Source organism: Brachybacterium sp. J153 (genome assembly GCF_036311905.1).
Classification (GTDB): domain Bacteria; phylum Actinomycetota; class Actinomycetes; order Actinomycetales; family Dermabacteraceae; genus Brachybacterium.
The window spans coordinates 1-17273 of record NZ_JAZDCH010000020.1; the positions used below are offsets into that span (position 1 = coordinate 1).

A 17273-nucleotide genomic window follows, 5' to 3' on the forward strand; every position below is an offset into this window, starting at 1 on the left:
CTTTTTGTTGCGGGGTGGGAGGGGCGGGGTCCCCTCGGGGGGCGCGAATCCCCCCGGGGCCGTCAGACGGGGACGACGGTCTTGAGGACCTGGGCGTTGTCCGGGGCGGACCAGGACATCGGGTAGCAGTAGAGGTCATCCTGCGTGGGCCAACCGGTCACGCGGGAGTTGTTGTACTCGGTGAGGCTCGAGCCGATCAGCACCGGGATGTAGGGCATGTTTTCGACGATGATCTGCTGGATGATCGCGTACTGCTGCTTCTTCACCTCGGGGTCGTCGGTGCCGGCGGCGGCGGCGAGGGCGGCGTCCACCTCCGGGTCGGAGAAGCGGGCCGAGTTCTGGTACGGGTTGCCGTTCTCGCCCACGGGCACCGTCGTCTCGGTGGAGAAGAAGGTGTGGTACAGGTAGTACGGATCCGGGGCGGGGCCCTGGCCGAGCGAGTCGATGACCAGCTGGAAGTTGCCGGTCGACTTCGCGTCGTTCCACTCGTTGACCGAGACCTGCTGGGGGATCAGCTCGATGCCCACGGCCTTGTACTGCTCGGCGAGGGTGTCGAGGGCGGTCACGAAGTCGGACCAGCCGGTGGGGCAGCTGATGGTCATCGAGACCCGCACCCCGTCCTTCGCGTAGACGCCGTCGGAGCCCTCCGCGTAGCCGGCCTCCTCGAGGGCGGCGCGGGCGCCCGCGACGTCGGCGTTCCAGGGGGCGACGTCGATCGAGGGGTCGATGAAGTCCACGTCCCGCTCGGGGAGGCCGAAGGCGGGGGAGATGTCGGTGCCGAGGCCGTAGAAGGCGAGCGCGGAGAGCTGCTCGCGGTCCATGCCGAGGTAGAGGGCGCGACGCACGGCGGGGTCGGTCTGCGGGCCCTCGCAGCCCAGCTCCGGGTTGCTCGCGGCGAACAGGGCGCACTGCGAGGTGGGGGAGTTGGTGTAGCTGAGGTCGGGGTTGTTCGCGACGTGCTCGTCGAGGTTCGGCATGGAGGTCGAGGTGTAGTCGATCTCGCCGGCGAGCCACTTGTCGGTCGCGGACTGGTTGCCGGAGAGGGACTGCACGCGCACGCCGCCGATGGCGGGCTTGCCCTCCTCCCAGTAGGAGGTGTTGGCGCTGAGCAGGTACGACTCGGGGGTGAAGTCGCCGAGGGCGAAGGGGCCGGTGCCGATCGGTTCCTCGTTGGTGTAGGTGGCGAGGTCCTCGACGTCGGTCCACAGGTGCTCGGGGATGATCCAGGTGCGGCCCAGCGCGTTGGGGCCCTCGACGAAGGCGGGCGCGGGGTAGGTGAGCACGACGGTGGTGTCGTCGGTCGCCTCGGCGCCCGGGGCCGCGCCGGCGGGGTTCAGGGTCGCGTTGTCCTTGATGGCGTTGAAGGTGAAGGCGACGTCGTTCGCGGTGAAGGCGGTGCCGTCGGACCAGGTCGCGCCGGAGCGGACGGTCACGGTGAGGACCGTGCCGTCCTCGTTCCACTCGAAGCTCTCGCCGAGCTGCGGGACGGGGGCCACGTCGATCGCGGCGAGGGGGTTGTAGTAGAAGAGCGGCTCGTAGATGAGGCCCTGGACCATGCTCAGCACGGTCGGGGAGTGGGGGTTGAAGTTCTTGGTGAACCCGGCGCCCGCGCCGTTGTAGCAGTTCACGATCGGGAGGTCCGACCCCTCCCCGGAGCCGGTGTCCAGGTTGGACTGCCCGGAGCACGCGGCGAGCGCGAGCGGCATGGTGGCGAGGGAGGCGGCGGCGAAGGTCCGACGGGAAAGGTGCATCGTTGCTCTCCTGGTGACGCGGCGGTGCGACTAACTTCAGTAAGTTAATGAAGTGATAGGAGTATGCGACCATCTTCACGTCGCGTCAACACCGAAACCCCCTCCGCTCCCGTCACGAAGACGTCACGATCAGAGCGCACCACCGACCCGCGACAGACAGGGGCTCCCCGTGCCCGCTCTCACCGCTCGCAGCGGCGCCGCGACCGACGCCGCGATCCTCGACGCGATCCGTCGGGTCCCCGACACCACGCGCATCGCGATCGCCCGGGAGCTCGGGGTGACCCCGGCGACCGTCACCAACTCGGTCAAGCGCCTGCTCGCCGACGGGCTCGTGGTCGAGAGCGGCCGCGCCCGCTCCACGGGCGGCAAGCCCGCCTCCCTGCTGCGGGTCTCCACCACCTCCCGCTGGGCGATCGGCTGCACGGTCGAGAGCGACCGGATCGCCCTGGTCGCCATGGGGATCGGCGGGGCGCTGCGGGGGAGGGTGATGCTGCCCCTGATCGCCGACGAGGAGCCGGTGCGCACCGGGGAACGGCTCGAGGCCGCGCTGGCCGCGCTCGGGGCCTTCGATCGCTCCGAGCGGGCGGCCTTCCAGGGCGTGGGCCTGACGGACCTGCGCCCCCGCTCCGAGGGGATCGAGGAGCTGGCCGCGCACGTCGAGGAGCTCACCGGCCAGAGGGTGGTGCGGGGCACGGCCGCGGTCTGCGCGGGGCTCGGCAGCGACTGGGTGGGGGAGCAGGACGGCGGCGAGCCGTGCCTGACCGTCCACCTCGGACCCACCGTCGGCGTGGCCCTGCTGCTCGACGGCCGCCCCCTGCTGCCCTGGGGCGAGTCGCCCGGGATCCTGCCCGTGCCGGAGGCGGGCTGCACGGCCGACGTCGAGCGGGCGCTCGCCGCGGGCCTCGGGCGGCACATCGACCTCGACGCCGTCGAGGAGCGGGTGATCACCGCCCACGCCCGGCTCACCGAGGCCGCCGCCCACGGCGATGCCGAGGCGAGCGCCGTGGTGGTCGCGGGCGCCGAGCGGATCGCTCACGCCGTCGGCGCGCTGATCGAGCCGCTCGGCGTCGCCCAGGTGGTGCTCTCCGGAACGAGCGTGGCCATGGCGCCGCGGCTCTACCTCGAGGCGATGACCGCGCACCTCCCCGCGGGCACCCGGCTGCGGGTCTCGACGGTGCAGCCCCACCCCTGCGCGGTGGGCGCCGCGGCGCTGGCCCTCGCCCGGCGCGGCTGAGCAGGAGGGCGGACCGCTCCGGCGTCAGCCCACCCGCACCGGCATCCGCTCCGTGAGCCAGCGCAGCTGCAGCGCGTTCTGGACCGCGGCCCCGCCCTCGTGGTCGTTCCACGGGTAGACCTCGATGTCCCGCTCGGGGTCGGTGCCGCTCGCCCCGCCCCAGTGGTTGAAGGCCGCGAACACGGTCGAGGGCGGGCAGGTCATGTCCCGCAGCGCCGCCGAGAACAGGGCCCGGGCGCGGGAGCGGCGGCCCAGGTGCACCGCGTCCACGTAGCCGAGGGTCCGCTCGACCGCGGCCTGCTTGCTGCGGTTGCTGGCCAGGAAGCGCACGATCTCCCGGTACGGGTCGTTGTCGGTGAAGTCGATCGCGCGGCGGATCTGGCACAGGAAGGGCACGTTCGCCATCACCGCATCGACGTCCGGGACCAGGCCGCCCGCGGCGAGGGCGAGGCCGCCGCCCTGGCTGTTGCCGGTCACGGCGACGCGCCCGTCGGCCCCCGGCAGCGCCCGCGCGGCGTCCACGGCGCGGGCGGCATCGGTCATCAGCCGGGTCAGGTAGGAGGTGGAGGGGTCCTCGATCCCGCGGGTCATCGAGCCGGGCGCCGCGGGGCCCGAGCCGCCCGGATCGACGGTGTCGCCGCCGTTGCCCCAGGCCCCGGCCTGGCCGCGGGTGTCCATCACCAGGTGCGCGTAGCCGGCGGCGGGCCACAGCAGGTGCTCGAGCGGCAGACCCCGCCCGCCGCCGTAGCCGATGTACTCGACCACCACGGGCAGCTTCGCCGCGGCGCCCGCGGGCCGCAGGTACCAGGCGCGGATCGGGGCGCCGTCGTGCCCGCGGAAGGTGACGTCGAAGGTCTCCACCAGGTCGAGGCCGGTCTCCACGTCGACCACGTCCTCGAGCACCTCGTGCTCGCGGGCGCGATCCAGGGTGCCCGCCCAGAAGGCATCGAAGTCCGCGGGCTCGGACAGCTCCGGGCGATAGCGGTGCAGCTCCTCGAGCGGCAGGTCGAACAGGGCCATGTCAGTCCTCCAGCAGGGTGATCGGGGCGTCCGGGGCGAGGCCCAGCACGGCGCTCTCGCCGGGCTCGAGGCGCAGGCCGCCGGTCGCGGAGTCGCCGCTGAGCAGATCCTGCCCGTCGGCGCGCACGGTGACCGGCGCTGCGCCGTGGTGGAGCAGGAACAGGTGGTCCGCGCCGGCGGACCGACGGCGCACCGCCTCGAGCCCTCGCTCCGCCGCGCCCGGCAGGGTGGGGCTGATGCCGAGCTCCGCGGCCAGGGCGGACAGGCGCTGGTCCCGCGCCTCCTGGGTCCAGCCGGCGGAGACGTAGGTGACCCGTCCCGCGCCGCGCCGGGCGCGGGTGATCGCGGGCAGGGAGGCGAGCTCCCCGTGGGTGTAGGCGGCGAGCACCTCGGCGTCGGTCGTCTCGAGCAGCTCGGTCCAGCCCTCGGCCTCGGAGCCGTCGGAGAGGGTGATCCGCTCCCCGGCGGGCAGCGGCAGCAGCTCCTCGCCGCGCACGCCCAGCAGCTCCCGCAGCCGTCCGGGATAGCCGCCGGTCGCGATACGCAGGTGCTCGTCGGCGAGACCGCTGAGGTAGGTGACGACGAGCTCGCCGCCGCCCTCCACGAACTCCTCGAGCCAGGTCACCTGGGCGTCGCTCAACGGGTACTGGGCGGCGAGGACCAGCAGGCGGTGCGCGGAGAGGTCCGCGAGGGGGCGCACGAAATCCACGGGGATCCCGGCGCGCCAGAAGGAGCGGTGGGTCGCCCGGACCTCCGCCGAGTAGGAGAGGTGGGAGGAGGGCAGGTCCGGGGTCTCGAGCGCCCACCAGGCATCGGCGTGCCAGAGGATGCCCACCTCCGAGCGCACCAGCGGGCCGTCGGCCGGGAGCGCGGTCACCGGGGCGAGCCGCTCGAGGATCCCGCCGAGCCGCTCGACCGCGGCGAAGCCCCGCGTGTCGCCGCCGGCGTGGGGGACGAGCGCCCCGTGCCACTGCTCGGAGCCGCCCGCGCTCTGCCGCCACTGGAAGAACAGCGAGGACTGGGAGCCGCGGGCGATGTAGCCGAGGCAGTGGCGGATCATGCGGTCCGCGCCCTTGGCGACGGTGCGGCCGTCCACGCGGATCCCCCGCGCGTTCTGCTCCATGAGCACCCACGGCCCGCCCGACCAGGAGCGGGCGAGGTCCGAGCCGTAGGCGACGTGCGCCTCCGCATCGGGGCCGACGGTGTCGAGGTAGTGGTCCAGGGAGACCACGTCCTGCTCGTCCGCCCAGGACCACTGCTCGAGATGGTTCCAGGTGGGGAGCATGAAGTTGGTGGTCACCGGGGCGGTCGAGCCGACGGAACGGATCTCCTCGCGCTGCTCGACCATCGCCGCGAGCATCTCGTCGGAGCTGAAGCGGCGGAAGTCGATCGCCTGGGCGGGATTGGGCAGGTACTGGGTCGCGCGCGGCGGGGTGATCTCCGCGAAGTCGGCATAGCCCTGGGACCAGAAGGCCGTGGTCCAGGCCCGGTTCAGGGCGTCGATCGTGCCGTAGCGGCGCGCGAGCCAGGCCTGGAAGGCGCGCTCGGCGTGCGGGCCGTGGTCGAGGGTGCCGTACTCGTTGTGCAGGTGCCAGCCGCGCAGACCCGGGTGGTCCCCGTACCGCTCGGCGAGGCGGCGGGCGATCCGCCGCGAGGCCTCCCGGTAGGCGGGGGCGCTGATCGCATAGGTGTCCCGCGAGCCGTGGGTGAGACGGGTGCCGTCGGGCCGCACCGGCAGGGCGTCGGGATGGGCGCGGGTGAACCACGGCGGCGGCGAGGCGGTGGGGGTGGCGAGGAAGAAGCCGATCCCCGCGGCGGTGATCCGCTCGAGGATCTCATCGAGCCAGTCGGTGACGAAGGCGCCCTCGGTCGGCTCGAGCGCCGACCAGGAGAACACCCCGAGCGTCACCGTGTTCACCTTCGCCCGGCGCATCAGCGCCAGGTCCTCGTCCCAGGTCGCCGGGTCCCACTGCTCGGGGCTCCAGTCGCCGCCGAAGAGGACCTGTGCGGGCGCGTAGTCGCCGCGGGTCATCGCCCGGACCCCGCGTCGGCACCGGCCGCGGCCGATGCTCCGTCGCCCGCGAGCAGCGCGAGCGGGGCGGAGCCCTCGCGGGCGAACAGCCCCAGCGAGTGCACGTCGTAGCGGCGGCGCAGGAAGCGGCCCCCGTCGGACTCCTCGCCCTGGCCGACCTCGACGACCTCGCCGTCCAGCAGGTGCACCCAGCGGCCTGCCGGCAGGTACAGGTCCACCTCGCCGGAGGCGGTGAACACCGGCGCGACCAGCAGGTCCTCGCCGAGCATGTACTGGGTGTCGAGGGTGCGGCAGGCCGGATCCTCCGGGAACTGCATGACCATCGGCCGCATCACCGGGGCGCCGGTGGCGGTGGTGACCGCCGCCGCGTCCAGCAGGTACGGCATGAGGCGGCTCTTCAGCTCCGCGAACTCGCGCATCACGGTGACCGCCTCCTCGCCGAACTGCCACGGCACCCGGTAGGAGCTCGAGCCGTGCAGCCGTGAGTGCGAGCTGAGCAGGCCGAAGGCGACCCAGCGCATGAACAGCGTCGGATCGGGGGTGCCCTCGAAACCGCCGATGTCGTGGGACCAGTAGCCGAAGCCCGAGGAGACCAGCGACAGCCCGCCGCGCAGCGACTGCGCCATCGCGACGTAGGTCGACTCGCAGTCGCCGCCCCAGTGGATCGGGAACCGCTGCCCGCCCGCGGTGGCGGAGCGGGCGAAGACCACGGCCTCGCCCTCCCCGCGCCGCTCCCGCAGCAGGTCGAAGACCACCTGGTTGTACTGCTGCGCGTAGTGGTTGTGCATGCGCAGGGGATCGGAGCCGTCGGCCCACACCACGCCCTCCGCCGGGATCCGCTCCCCGAAGTCGGTCTTGAAGGAGTCCACGCCGTCGTCGATCAGCGCGTCGAGCTTCTCCGCGAACCACTCCCGCGCGGCGGGGCTGCTGAAGTCCACCAGGCCCATCCCGGCCTGCCACAGATCGGTCTGCCAGACGGCGCCGTCGGTGCGGCGCACCAGGTGGCCGAGCTCGGCGCCCTCCGCGAAGAGATGCGAGCGCTGGGCGATGTACGGGTTGATCCACACGCACACCTTCAGGCCCCGCTCGTGCAGCTTGGCGATCAGCCCGCGGGGGTCGGGGAAGGTGGTCGGATCCCAGGTGAAGTCAGACCAGTGGAAGCCGCGCATCCAGAAGCAGTCGAAGTGGAAGACGCTCAGCGGGATGCCGCGCTCGGCCATGCCGTCCACGAAGGAGAGCACCGTCTCCTCGTCGTACTGCGTGGTGAAGGAGGTCGACAGCCACAGGCCGAAGCTCCATTCCGGCAGCTGCGGCGGACGTCCGCTGCGGGCGGTGTACCGGTCGATCACCGCGAGCGGGTTGCCGCCGCCGTAGACCTCGTAGCGCAGCTCCTCGCCGGGCACCGAGAACTGCGTCGCCGCGACGTTCTCGGAGCCGACCTCGAAGGAGACCGGACCGGCGTCGTCCACGAGCACGCCGTAGCCGCGGGAGGAGAGGAAGAAGGGGACGTTCTTGTATGCCTGCTCGGAGTTGGTGCCGCCGTCGGCGTTCCAGATGTCCACGCTCTGGCCGTTCTTCACGAAGGCGCCGAAGCGCTCGCCGAGGCCATAGATCTGCTCGCCCACGTCGAGGGACAGCTGCTCGAGCACGTGCGGGCCCGCGCCCTCGACCTGCGCGTAGCCGATCGAGCGCTCGGTCGAGCTGGTCAGGAGCTCGCCGTCCCACAGGTACTCCACGTGCCAGGGGCCGGTGAGGGCCACGCGCGCGGCGAGCCGCCCGGAGCGGTAGGTGACGGTGCCCGCCTCCTCGTCGTGCGTGATCTCCGGGTCGACGGCAGTGCTCGCCGTCTCGAGCGCGAAGCGGGGCAGCGGCGCGGGAGTGCCGGCGAAGTGCCGGATGCGCACCGCGATGACGTCCTCCCGCGGCGCGGTGAAGGACACCTCGATCACGGGGGTGTTCAGGGTGTCGCCGCGGGTGACGATGCGCTTCACGGGGGCGTGGACGCGCAGCTCGGCGCCGAGCACCTCGTGGTCGTGGACCTCGGCGGGACGCAGCATGGTCACGCCCTCGCGCAGCAGCCAGTAGCCGTCGGTGAACTTCATGGGGCGGGTCTCCTCGGTGGGGAAGGGGTTCAGGGGTGCGTGACGCGCAGGCCGACGAGCGCGGCCCGGCCGGTGAGGCGCACGCGCACGCGGCCGGTGGGGCGGTCGCCGTCCGCGGGGACGACATGCGGGAAGGGCAGGGGTGAGAGGTCCGGCACGGCCGATGCAGCAGACGGGGTGGTCGGGTCGACGAGCTCGACGGTGCCCTCGCCGTCGCCCTCGAGCTCGCCGGCGAGCACGGTCGAGCCCGCGGGGAGCACGAACTCGGCGGTGCCGCCGAGGGCCGGGACGGCAGGGCGCAGCACGGTGCCCTCGAGCAGGGTCGCGGCGCTGCGCAACAGGCCCACGGTCTCCTCGGCGCGGGCAGCCGGGATCAGCGTCGAGGCCTCCGACGTCGGCCCGCCTGTCGGCGACCCGGCCGCGGGCACCGGCTCCGCGCGCACCGCGGCGGGCACGTGCAGCACCTCGGCGGTCTCGGTGCGGGCCGACGAACGGGCCAGGCGCACGGTGACCGGCCCGTCGGGCAGCTCCCAGGCGTCGAGGTCGGGGGCGAACAGGGCGAGTCGCTGCCAGGGGATCTCGACGACGGCCTCCGCCGATCCCACCTCGGGGACGACCACGCTCGCGAAGCCGATCAGCCGGGTGGTCGGCACGGCGTAGCGCCGACGGGAGAAGGACCCGGCGGGCACGTCCGCGTACACCTGCACCACCTCGTGGAGCGGTCCGGCGGTGCGCCTCTCGGACGGGGCGGCGACCCGCACCCGGGCGGTAATACCCGCAGGACCGGTCGTGAGCGAGGCCTCGGGCCAGCTCGTGGGGTCCACGGCGAGCCCGTGCCCGAAGGGGAAGCGTGCGCCCTGGCCGTAGAGGTAGGTCGCGCCGGTGCCGATCACGTCGTAGTCCAGGACCGAGGGCAGCGGGGAGGAGTCCGGCCAGGTCTGGGCGAGGCGGCCGCTGAAGTCGCGGGCCCCGGTGAGGAGGTCCGCGAGGGCCTCGCCCTCCGCCTCCCCGGCATGGGAGGACCACACCACGGCGCCGATCCGCTCCTCGAGCCCGCCCAGGTCGTAGGGATAGGAGGAGGTGATCACCAGGACGGTCGCCACCTCGCCCGCGAGATCGGCGAGGGCCTCGGCCGCGGCGAGATCGGGGGCCGCGAGCCGCACGTGGGGGCGGTCCTCGGTCTCCCGGCCGTGGACGTGCGGGTCGTTGCCGACCACGAGCACCGCGGCCCGGGCCCCGTCGACGGCGTCCCGGACGGCGGCGCGGCCGTGCTCGAGGACCGTCGGCCGCAGTGGGGCGGCGGAGCCGGGCAGGGAGGTGGTGAGCACGAGGTCTCCGGTGAAGGCCTCGACGCCGACCATCCTCCCGCTGCCCAGGTGGCGCAGGGTCCAGTCCCCGCGCTCGTCCACGGTGCGATGGAAGGTCTCCTGCACGACCCAGCCGCCGATCGCACTCGAGCGCAGGCCCAGGCGGCCGCGATCATCGGGCGCGAGGTAGCGGTCGTCGGCCGTGGCGCGCAGGGCGATCACGTCCTCGCCGAGATCGACCACGACCAGGGATTCCGGGGCGGGGACGGGGGTGGCCGGATGCGCGGCGGCGCGGTCCGCGCGCAGCGCGCCGTCGGCCGCCCGGTGCAGCGGCTCGGGAGCGGCTCCGCCCATGGGATCCGCGCCCGGGTGTGCCGGCGCGGCGGGGTCGAGCACTGCGAGGGTCACGGTGTCGCGGCCGGTCGCGCGGCGCACGGACTCCGCGCCGAGTCGCTCCTCGAGCGCCTCCGCAAGGGAGGTGACCTCGTGGAAGTCGCCGCTGTACCAGTCGTGGTGGACCTCCTCCGCCTGCGCGCCGAGCAGAGCGATCGGTCCCGCCGGCAGCGGCAGGGCGCCCTCGTCGCGGCGGGAGAGCAGCACCGCGGCACGGGTCGCGACCTCGCGGGACAGCGCCCGGCGCGCGGCGCGGGTGGCGGGGACCCCGGGCGCGGGGGCGTCGGCCGCCAACGGGTCCTCACCCATCAGCTCGGCGAGCTCCCCGGTGCGGGCCCGGGCCACGAGCTGGCGCACCACGGCCCGCTCGAGGTGGGACTCCTCGATCAGTCCCCGCTCGAGCGCCTCGGTGAGCGCCGCGACGGTCTCCGTGGAATCGCGGTCGTGGTCGGTGAAGGAGTCCACGCCCGCGCGCAGCATCGCCGCGTACGCCTCGGCGGCCGTGCCCACCACCCGCTGGCTGCGGAAGAGGTTAGAGGGAGCGCCCGCGTCGGTCACCGCGAACAGCAGATCGGGGTCGGGCAGGACCGCGCGCAGCTGGGTCTCGAGCAGCTCGCTGAGATGCGCGGGCCGCCCGTTGACCAGGTTGTAGGCGAGCATCACGGAGCCCGCGACGCCCTCGGCGGCCGGGCCGGTGTAGACCGGCAGCTCGTACTCGTGCAGCACACGGCCGGAGAGGTCGGAGCTGGTCGCGCAGCGATCGGTCTCGTTCGAGTAGGCGAGGAAGTGCTTGAGGGTGGGGACGGTGCGCCAGGTCCCGCCCGGCCCGCGCAGGCCGCGCGAGTAGGCCGTGCCCAGCTCGGCGGTCAGCAGCGGATCCTCCGAGTAGGCCTCCTCGGTGCGGCCCCACAGCGGGTGCCGCAGCAGGTTCACCACGGGCGCCCAGACGGTGAGGGAGACCGACGGGTCGCTCGCGCGCAGCTCGCGGACCTCCTCGGCGACGACGCCCGCGGCGGCGGCCAGCAGCTCTCGGTCCCAGGTCGCGGCGAGACCGACGGGCTGCGGGAACTGGGTCGCGGCACCGCGCCAGGCGAGCCCGTGCACGCCCTCGGTGCCGGTCACGAAGGGGCCGATGCCGAGGCGCTCCACACCGGCGGAGTACTGGTGGAGCAGGGAGATCCGCTCCGCCGGGGTCATCGCGGCGGCGAGCTCGCGGGCGCGCTCGAGGCGGCGGCCGTCGACTGGGTCGATCTCGCGCGAAGCAGGAGCTGCGGCCGCTGCGGCGCCGCGCCCGGCCGTGCCCGTCGTGCCGCGCGCAAGGGCGCCGTGGGCGGAGCCCGAGGCGGAGCGAGCGGGGGTGGCGGTGCGGCGCGTGCGGGAGCGAGGGGTCATGGCGGAGGATCCTTCGGCAGGTGGGGACGTCCCCGCCACCCTTCCTCGGGCCGCGGGACGACAGACCCCATCGAATCGCTTCGACATCGAGACGTCAAGTCCCTGTCGGGAAGGGCGGGTCGCCGCGTACCATCGGCATGTCGTCGCCGAACGGGCGCGCGGCGCGCGACCAAGGAGCCGAAGCATGGCGATCGACCTCGAGAACCGGACCCTCCAGGGCCTGAACGCCTTCGTGGCCTTCGTGGTGCTGAACCTTCTGTACCTGCTGTGCTGCCTCCCGCTGATCACCGCCGGCGCCGCGACCAGCGCGCTGCTCGAGGTCACCCTGCGCTACGCCGACGAGGAGCGCGGCCACCTCCTGCGGGACTTCCTCCGTGCCCTGGTGCGCGACTTCCCCCGGGCCACGGCGGTCCACCTCGTGCTCGGCCTGCCGCTGCTCGCGCTGCTCTTCATCGCGCGCTTCTGGATCACCCTCGGCGGGCCGTTGTCCCTGCTCGGAGCCGTGATCGCGCTGCTCGCGGCGCTCTATCTCGCGGGCGCCTGGATTCAGGCGATGGGCCTCGTGGCCGCCTTCCGGGCGCCGCTGCGGCAGACCCTCCGCAACGCCCTGCTGCTGCCCGGGGCCGAGCCGCTGCGTACCGCGGGGCTCGTGCTGCTGCCCGTCACGCTCGTGGCCCTGGCCCTCGTGGTGCCGGGCGCGGGGTGGGTGGTGGCGACGATCGGGGCGAGCGTCGCGGGCTATCTCGCGGCCCTGATCCTGCGCGGCATCCACCGCCGCCACCCGAGCGCCGGCTGATCGCCGACCGCCGCCGCGAGACCTCCCGCGTCGACGCCCCAGCGGCCCGGCCCGCGCCGATCCCTCGACCCGCTCGTCGCCCGCGATCGCGTCCGATTCGTTATCGAAGCGCTTCGGAGAAAGTCTTGACGAGGAAGGGCCTCGCACTTAGTGTTCCGAGTTAACAAACCTCCGCGGGAGCGATGACGCCCGCGGCCGACCCACGAGGGAGTGCGGAGTGGACAGCACGAGAGCGCGATCGCCGCAGAGCGCCCGCAGCGCCAACGGCATCGAGACCGGAGCGCGGCACTGATGGCGGCACCCATGGGAGCGGGCATCGGCACGGTCGCCGCGACCGAGGCCGCCCACGAGGAGTCGCCGCGCGCGAGCCGCCGCGGCGTGCGCGGCCGGAGCGCCGGCACCAAGCCGCTGCCCAGCCACCGTCGGCAGTCGTTCGGCCTGTTCCTGAGCATCCTGCCGCTGCTGGTGCTGGTCTTCCTGTTCAGCTACCTGCCGCTGTACGGCTGGATCTACTCGCTCTTCGACTACCGCCCCGCGCGCGGCCTGGCGGGCAGCGAGTTCGTGGGGCTGCAGTGGTTCGAGATGCTCGTCGGCTCGCCCACCCAGGTGCAGCAGATCGTGCAGGTCATGCTGAACACGCTGGCCATGAGCTTCCTCGGGATCGCCGCCTCGGTGCTGCCGCTGGCCTTCGCCGTGTTCCTCAACGAGATCCGGGCGACCTGGTTCAAGAACCTCGTCCAGACCATCACCACGCTGCCCAACTTCATCTCCTGGGTGCTGGTGTACATGATCGCCTTCTCGATGTTCTCCACCACCGGCATGGTCAACGGCCTGCTCGAGAACATCGGCCTGATCACCGAGCCGATCAAGTTCCTCGACAGCGACGAGCACGTGTGGCTGAAGATGGCCGCCTGGGGCATCTGGAAGACCGTGGGCTGGGGCGCGATCCTCTACCTCGCCGCGATCGCCGGCATCGACCAGTCGCTCTACGAGTCGGCGCGGGTCGACGGCGCAGGCCGCTTCCAGACCATGTGGCACATCACCGTGCCGCAGCTGATGCCCACCTTCTTCGTGCTGCTGATGCTCTCCATCGCGAACATCCTCAACAACGGCATGGAGCAGTACTACGTGTTCCAGAACGCCTTCAACCGCGAACAGATCCAGGTGCTGGACCTGTACGTCTACAACATCGGGATGACGGGCAACAACCTGTCGCTGGCCACCGCGATCGGGATGCTCAAGAGCCTCATCTCCGTCGCCCTGCTGCTGTCCGTCAACGCGCTGTCCAAGCGCGTGCGCGGCACCTCGCTGATCTGAGGGGACCGAGATGACCACCACCGAGCTCACCAGCCCCGGCGCCCCGACCCCGTCCGGCGCGTCCCGCCCTGCGCCCGCCCGTCGGAGCGGATCCCTGGACCGTCACCGCGGCCACCTGCCCTTCACGATCGTGAACTGCGCGGTCTTCGCGCTGCTCGCCTTCGTGTGCGGCTACCCCTTCTACTACCTGATCATCAACTCGGTCAGCGCCAACGACGTCTCCGCCCTCGGCGACATCCGCTTCCTGCCCCAGGGCATGCACCTGGACAACTACCGGCAGGTCTTCCAGCTCGACGGCCTCCCGCAGGCGGCGCTTGTCTCCTTCGCCCGTACCGTCATCGGCACCGCCGCGACCGTGCTCGCCTCCGCCTACCTCGGGTTCATGTTCACCCAGGCCCGGCTGTGGAAGCGCGCCTTCTGGTACCGAGCCGTCGTCATCACCATGTACTTCAACGCGGGCCTGATCCCCGTCTTCATCATCATGAAGTCGCTGGGCCTGACCAACAGCTTCTGGGTGTACGTGCTGCCGCTCATCGTGCAGCCCTTCAACATCATCCTGGTGAAGACCTTCGTGGAGTCCATGCCGCAGGAGCTGCAGGAGGCCGCGGAGATGGACGGCGCCGGGATCCTGCAGGTCTTCTTCCGGATCTACCTGCCGAACATGACCCCGATCCTCGCGACCGTCGCGATCTTCTCCGCGGTCACGCAGTGGAACAGCTTCCAGGACACGCTCATCTACATCACGGATCAGAGCCTCTACACCCTGCAGTTCCTGCTCTACATGTACATCAACCAGGCCGACAGCCTGGCGCAGGCCGCGCAGCAGTCCGGGGGCAACCTCTCCGCCATCGCGGGTGCCGCCACGCAGCAGACCGCGACGTCGATCCGCACCACCGTCGCCGTCGTGGTGGTGCTGCCGATCCTCTTCATCTACCCGCTGTTCCAGCGCTACTTCGTCAAGGGCATCATGCTCGGCGCGGTCAAGGGCTGACCTCGCCGGGCGGTGCTCGCCCACCCACCCTGCATGGCCCCCTGAAAGGAAGAACGATGACCAGTTCCCCCACCCTCCGGCGCCGTCCCTCCCGCCGCACCGTCCTCGGCGGCGGGCTCAGCCTCACCCTCGCGGGCCTCGGCCTCGCGGCCTGCTCGAGCGGCGGCGACGCCGTCGTCGCCGAGGGCCCGTTCCCCGAGTCCTGGGACGAGGAGCTCAGCTTCGACGTCTTCGACGGGCTCGCCAACCAGATGGGCAACCAGCCCGGCTGGTTCGGGCACCTCGTCAAGGAGGAGTTCGCACTCACCCTCAACGTCATCGCGCCTAACGTGGCCGGCGGCGGCGACACCCTCTACAACACCCGCGTCGCGGCCGGCGACCTCGGCGACGTGATCCTCACCGACGTCGGCCAGAAGCTCAACGAGCTGATCGACGGCGGCCTCGTCGCCGACCTCACCCCGTACTACGAGAACATGACCAACGCCGCCCGCTTCGACGCCGCGGTGCAGAAGGTCAGCGAGGGCACGGACGGGATCTACGCGATCCCCACCCAGGTCTCCTCCATCAAGCCCACCGAGCCCAGCGAGGGCATCGACCCGACCTTCGGCCCGTTCGTGCGCTGGGACCTCTACAAGGAGGTCGGCTACCCCGAGATCGGCACCCTTGAGGACCTGCTGCCGGTGCTCAAGTCGATGCAGGACGCGCTGCCCACCGCGGACAACGGCAAGAAGACCTACGCCCTGTCGCTGTTCGCCGACTGGGACGGCAACTACATGAACAACGCCAAGCAGCCCTGCTGCTATTACGGCTACGACGAGGTGGGCTTCGTACTCGCCAAGGCCGACGGCACCGACTTCCAGTCGATCCTCGATCCCGACTCGCTGTACATCCGGGTGCTGAAGTGGTTCTTCGACGCGAACCAGCTGGGGATCATGGACCCCGAGTCCACCACCCAGAACTACGACACCCTGTTCTCGAAGATCCAGGCCGGCCAGGTGCTGTTCTCCTTCTGGCCCTGGCAGGGGCAGGCCGCGTACAACACCGAGGCCAACATCGCCGCGGGCAAGGGCTTCATGATCGCGCCGCTCGCGGATCAGAAGATCTTCTCCTACGGCGCCTCGGTCTACGGCGCCGACCAGGTGTTCGCCGTGGGCGCCGACGCCGAGGACCCCCAGCGCGCCGCGGCCTTCATCGACTGGCTGTACTCGCCCGCCGGCGTGTACGCCAACTCGAGCCAGACCATGGGTGCGGCCGGTCCGCAGGGCCTCACCTGGGAGCTCAACGCCGATGGCAAGCCCGAGCTGACCGACTTCGGCCGGCAGGCGCTGCTGGGCGACGGCGCGGAGGTCCCCGCGGAGTGGGGCGGGGGCGACTACATCGACGGCTCCTCCTGGCTGAACGTCACCACCGTGCTCGGCAACGACATCGACCCGGACACCGGCGCTCCCTACAACTACAAGATGTGGGAGACCTACCAGGAGTCCGTCTCCAACCCGCTGGTCGAGGACTGGTCCGGGCACATGGGCGGCTTCGCCACCACCATGGAGTACCTCACCGCGAACGACATGATCGCGGTCGGCACCGGCGCGAGCTATGTCGCGCCCGAGGACTCCTCCGAGGTCGAGACCATCCGCAATCAGGTCAAGGCCGTGATCGTCGAGAACTCCTGGAAGATGGCGTTCGCGAGCGACCAGGCCGAGTTCGACTCGCTGCTGGAGACCATGCGCTCGACCGCCGAGGGCCTCGGCTACCAGACCGTGCTCGACGTGGACATGGCCAACGCCGAGGCGCAGGCCGCCCTCCGCGACGAGGTCGCCGCCCAGTTCGGCTGATCCTCCGGCCGACGGACCGACGGTCCGTCCGCCAGGCCGCCAGGCCGACGTCACCCCGCCACCCGCGTCCCCCTCAGAGGGCGCGGGTGGTGGCGCGTGCGGTGAAGCTCGGGCTGAGCAGGCGCGAGTGCGGGGCGACCTCGGAGGCCCCGAGCAGCTCGAGCACCATGGTCACGGCGGTGCGGCCGATGGCCGGGATCGGGAGGTCCACCGAGGACATCTCCGCCGGTCCCGACTGCGCCACGTCCCGCGGGGCGATCGCCACGAGCTGCAGGTCCTCCGGGACGGAGACCTGCTGCGCGGCGAGCGCGCGGGCCAGGGGCGGCAGAGCCCGCTCGTGATGCACGATCAGGCCGTCGGCGGGGAGGCTGCCGTCGGCCGCGACTGACCCGCCGCGCCCGGCGAGGTGCGCCCGGACGGCCGCCTCGACCTCCTCCGGATCATGGCCGGTCTCGATGAGCAGCGGCTCGAGGTCCAGCTCCCGGCAGGCCATCTCGTAGCCGAGTCGCGCCCGGCGCGCATAGGTGGGCACCGGGCCGTCGGCCCGCAGCGGCGGCACCATCAGCGCAACCCGCCGTGCGCCGCGCCGCGCGAGCTCCCGCACCGCGAGCATCGTGCCGGAGAGGAAGTCGAAGTCCACGCACGCGAGGCCCCCGGAGTCCTGCGGGTAGCCGATCAGCACCACGGGCCGCGGCAGGCGCGCGAGTGCGGACAGGCGCGGATCCTCCTCCACGAGGTCCATGGCGATCAGCGCATCGACCTTGCCCTCCTCGACGACCTTCATCGTGCGCGCGTGATCTTCCGCCGCGACCAGCAGGATGTCGTGGTCGTGGGCGTGCGCCGCCTCGAGGATCGAGCCGACGAACTCCATGATCACGTGGTCGTCGACCCGCTCGTGCCGCGGCACCGCGATCCCGATCAGGGACGTGCGCTGCGTCGCGAGCGCCCGGGCCGCCGCCGCCGGATGGTAGTCGAGGCGGTCGATCGCGGACTGGATCCGGGTGCGGGTCGCATCGGAGATGGGGCGCTTGCCGCTGAGCGCGTAGCTGACGGTGCTCAGCGAGACGCCCGCCTCCCGGGCGATGTCGGTCATCGTGGCCATGGGA

11 protein-coding genes are annotated in these 17273 nt (G+C 72.2%); 5 read left to right on the plus strand and 6 right to left on the minus strand.

The genetic code is table 11. The features are described 5' to 3' along the window. Positions 1-62: 62 nt before the first annotated feature. Positions 63-1751 (minus strand): ABC transporter substrate-binding protein, encoded by a 1689-nt coding sequence (locus tag V1258_RS09810; protein ID WP_329749479.1) that lies wholly within the window; start codon positions 1749-1751, stop codon positions 63-65. Between the two features lie 169 nt (positions 1752-1920). On the opposite strand from V1258_RS09810, the gene V1258_RS09815 reads away from it, so the two are divergent. Next, positions 1921-2985: an ROK family transcriptional regulator gene (locus V1258_RS09815; RefSeq protein WP_329749480.1), complete on the plus strand. Its 1065-nt coding sequence runs from the start codon at positions 1921-1923 to the stop codon at positions 2983-2985. 24 nt (positions 2986-3009) lie between these two features. Here V1258_RS09815 and V1258_RS09820 read toward each other — a convergent pair whose 3' ends face one another. From V1258_RS09820 to V1258_RS09835, 4 genes are read right to left on the minus strand one after another with little or no spacing between them, the layout of a single operon-like run. Further along, entirely contained in the window at positions 3010-4005 is a 996-nt protein-coding gene (locus V1258_RS09820; RefSeq protein ID WP_329749481.1) for an acetylxylan esterase, read from the minus strand. A gap of 1 nt (position 4006) precedes the next feature. Beyond that, entirely contained in the window at positions 4007-6037 is a 2031-nt protein-coding gene (locus tag V1258_RS09825; protein WP_329749482.1) for a beta-galactosidase, read from the minus strand. Further along, positions 6034-8139 (minus strand): alpha-xylosidase, encoded by a 2106-nt coding sequence (gene yicI, locus V1258_RS09830; protein WP_329749483.1) that lies wholly within the window; start codon positions 8137-8139, stop codon positions 6034-6036. Before yicI ends, V1258_RS09825 begins: the two co-directional genes overlap by 4 nt. A 29-nt stretch (positions 8140-8168) precedes the next feature. Further along, entirely contained in the window at positions 8169-11231 is a 3063-nt protein-coding gene (locus V1258_RS09835) for a glycoside hydrolase family 3 N-terminal domain-containing protein (RefSeq protein WP_329749484.1), read from the minus strand. Positions 11232-11415: 184 nt separating this feature from the next. Between V1258_RS09835 and V1258_RS09840 the strand changes: the two genes are divergently transcribed. From V1258_RS09840 to V1258_RS09855, 4 genes are all read left to right on the plus strand, one after another. After that, positions 11416-12027 carry a DUF624 domain-containing protein gene (locus tag V1258_RS09840; RefSeq protein WP_329749485.1) on the plus strand — a complete coding sequence of 204 codons (612 nt, stop codon included), beginning with the start codon at positions 11416-11418 and terminating at the stop codon, positions 12025-12027. A gap of 291 nt (positions 12028-12318) precedes the next feature. After that, positions 12319-13344, plus strand: coding sequence for an ABC transporter permease (locus tag V1258_RS09845; RefSeq protein ID WP_329749486.1), 1026 nt, complete (start codon positions 12319-12321; stop codon positions 13342-13344). A gap of 10 nt (positions 13345-13354) precedes the next feature. Then, positions 13355-14335 carry a carbohydrate ABC transporter permease gene (locus V1258_RS09850; RefSeq protein WP_329749487.1) on the plus strand — a complete coding sequence of 327 codons (981 nt, stop codon included), beginning with the start codon at positions 13355-13357 and terminating at the stop codon, positions 14333-14335. A gap of 56 nt (positions 14336-14391) precedes the next feature. Further along, positions 14392-16167 (plus strand): ABC transporter substrate-binding protein, encoded by a 1776-nt coding sequence (locus V1258_RS09855; RefSeq protein ID WP_329749488.1) that lies wholly within the window; start codon positions 14392-14394, stop codon positions 16165-16167. Between the two features lie 73 nt (positions 16168-16240). Here the strand turns inward: V1258_RS09855 and V1258_RS09860 are convergent, their stop codons facing one another. Then, positions 16241-17269: a LacI family DNA-binding transcriptional regulator gene (locus tag V1258_RS09860; RefSeq protein ID WP_329749489.1), complete on the minus strand. Its 1029-nt coding sequence runs from the start codon at positions 17267-17269 to the stop codon at positions 16241-16243. Positions 17270-17273 lie beyond the last annotated feature (4 nt).

Coding starts and splice junctions, on each gene's coding strand:
- V1258_RS09810 (WP_329749479.1), bottom strand. CDS start 1,751: ATGCACCTTTCCCGTCGGACCTTCGCCGCCGCCTCCCTCGCCACCATG.
- V1258_RS09820 (WP_329749481.1), bottom strand. CDS start 4,005: ATGGCCCTGTTCGACCTGCCGCTCGAGGAGCTGCACCGCTATCGCCCG.
- V1258_RS09825 (WP_329749482.1), bottom strand. CDS start 6,037: ATGACCCGCGGCGACTACGCGCCCGCACAGGTCCTCTTCGGCGGCGAC.
- yicI (WP_329749483.1), bottom strand. CDS start 8,139: ATGAAGTTCACCGACGGCTACTGGCTGCTGCGCGAGGGCGTGACCATG.
- V1258_RS09835 (WP_329749484.1), bottom strand. CDS start 11,231: ATGACCCCTCGCTCCCGCACGCGCCGCACCGCCACCCCCGCTCGCTCC.
- V1258_RS09840 (WP_329749485.1), top strand. CDS start 11,416: ATGGCGATCGACCTCGAGAACCGGACCCTCCAGGGCCTGAACGCCTTC.
- V1258_RS09845 (WP_329749486.1), top strand. CDS start 12,319: ATGGCGGCACCCATGGGAGCGGGCATCGGCACGGTCGCCGCGACCGAG.
- V1258_RS09850 (WP_329749487.1), top strand. CDS start 13,355: ATGACCACCACCGAGCTCACCAGCCCCGGCGCCCCGACCCCGTCCGGC.
- V1258_RS09855 (WP_329749488.1), top strand. CDS start 14,392: ATGACCAGTTCCCCCACCCTCCGGCGCCGTCCCTCCCGCCGCACCGTC.
- V1258_RS09860 (WP_329749489.1), bottom strand. CDS start 17,269: ATGGCCACGATGACCGACATCGCCCGGGAGGCGGGCGTCTCGCTGAGC.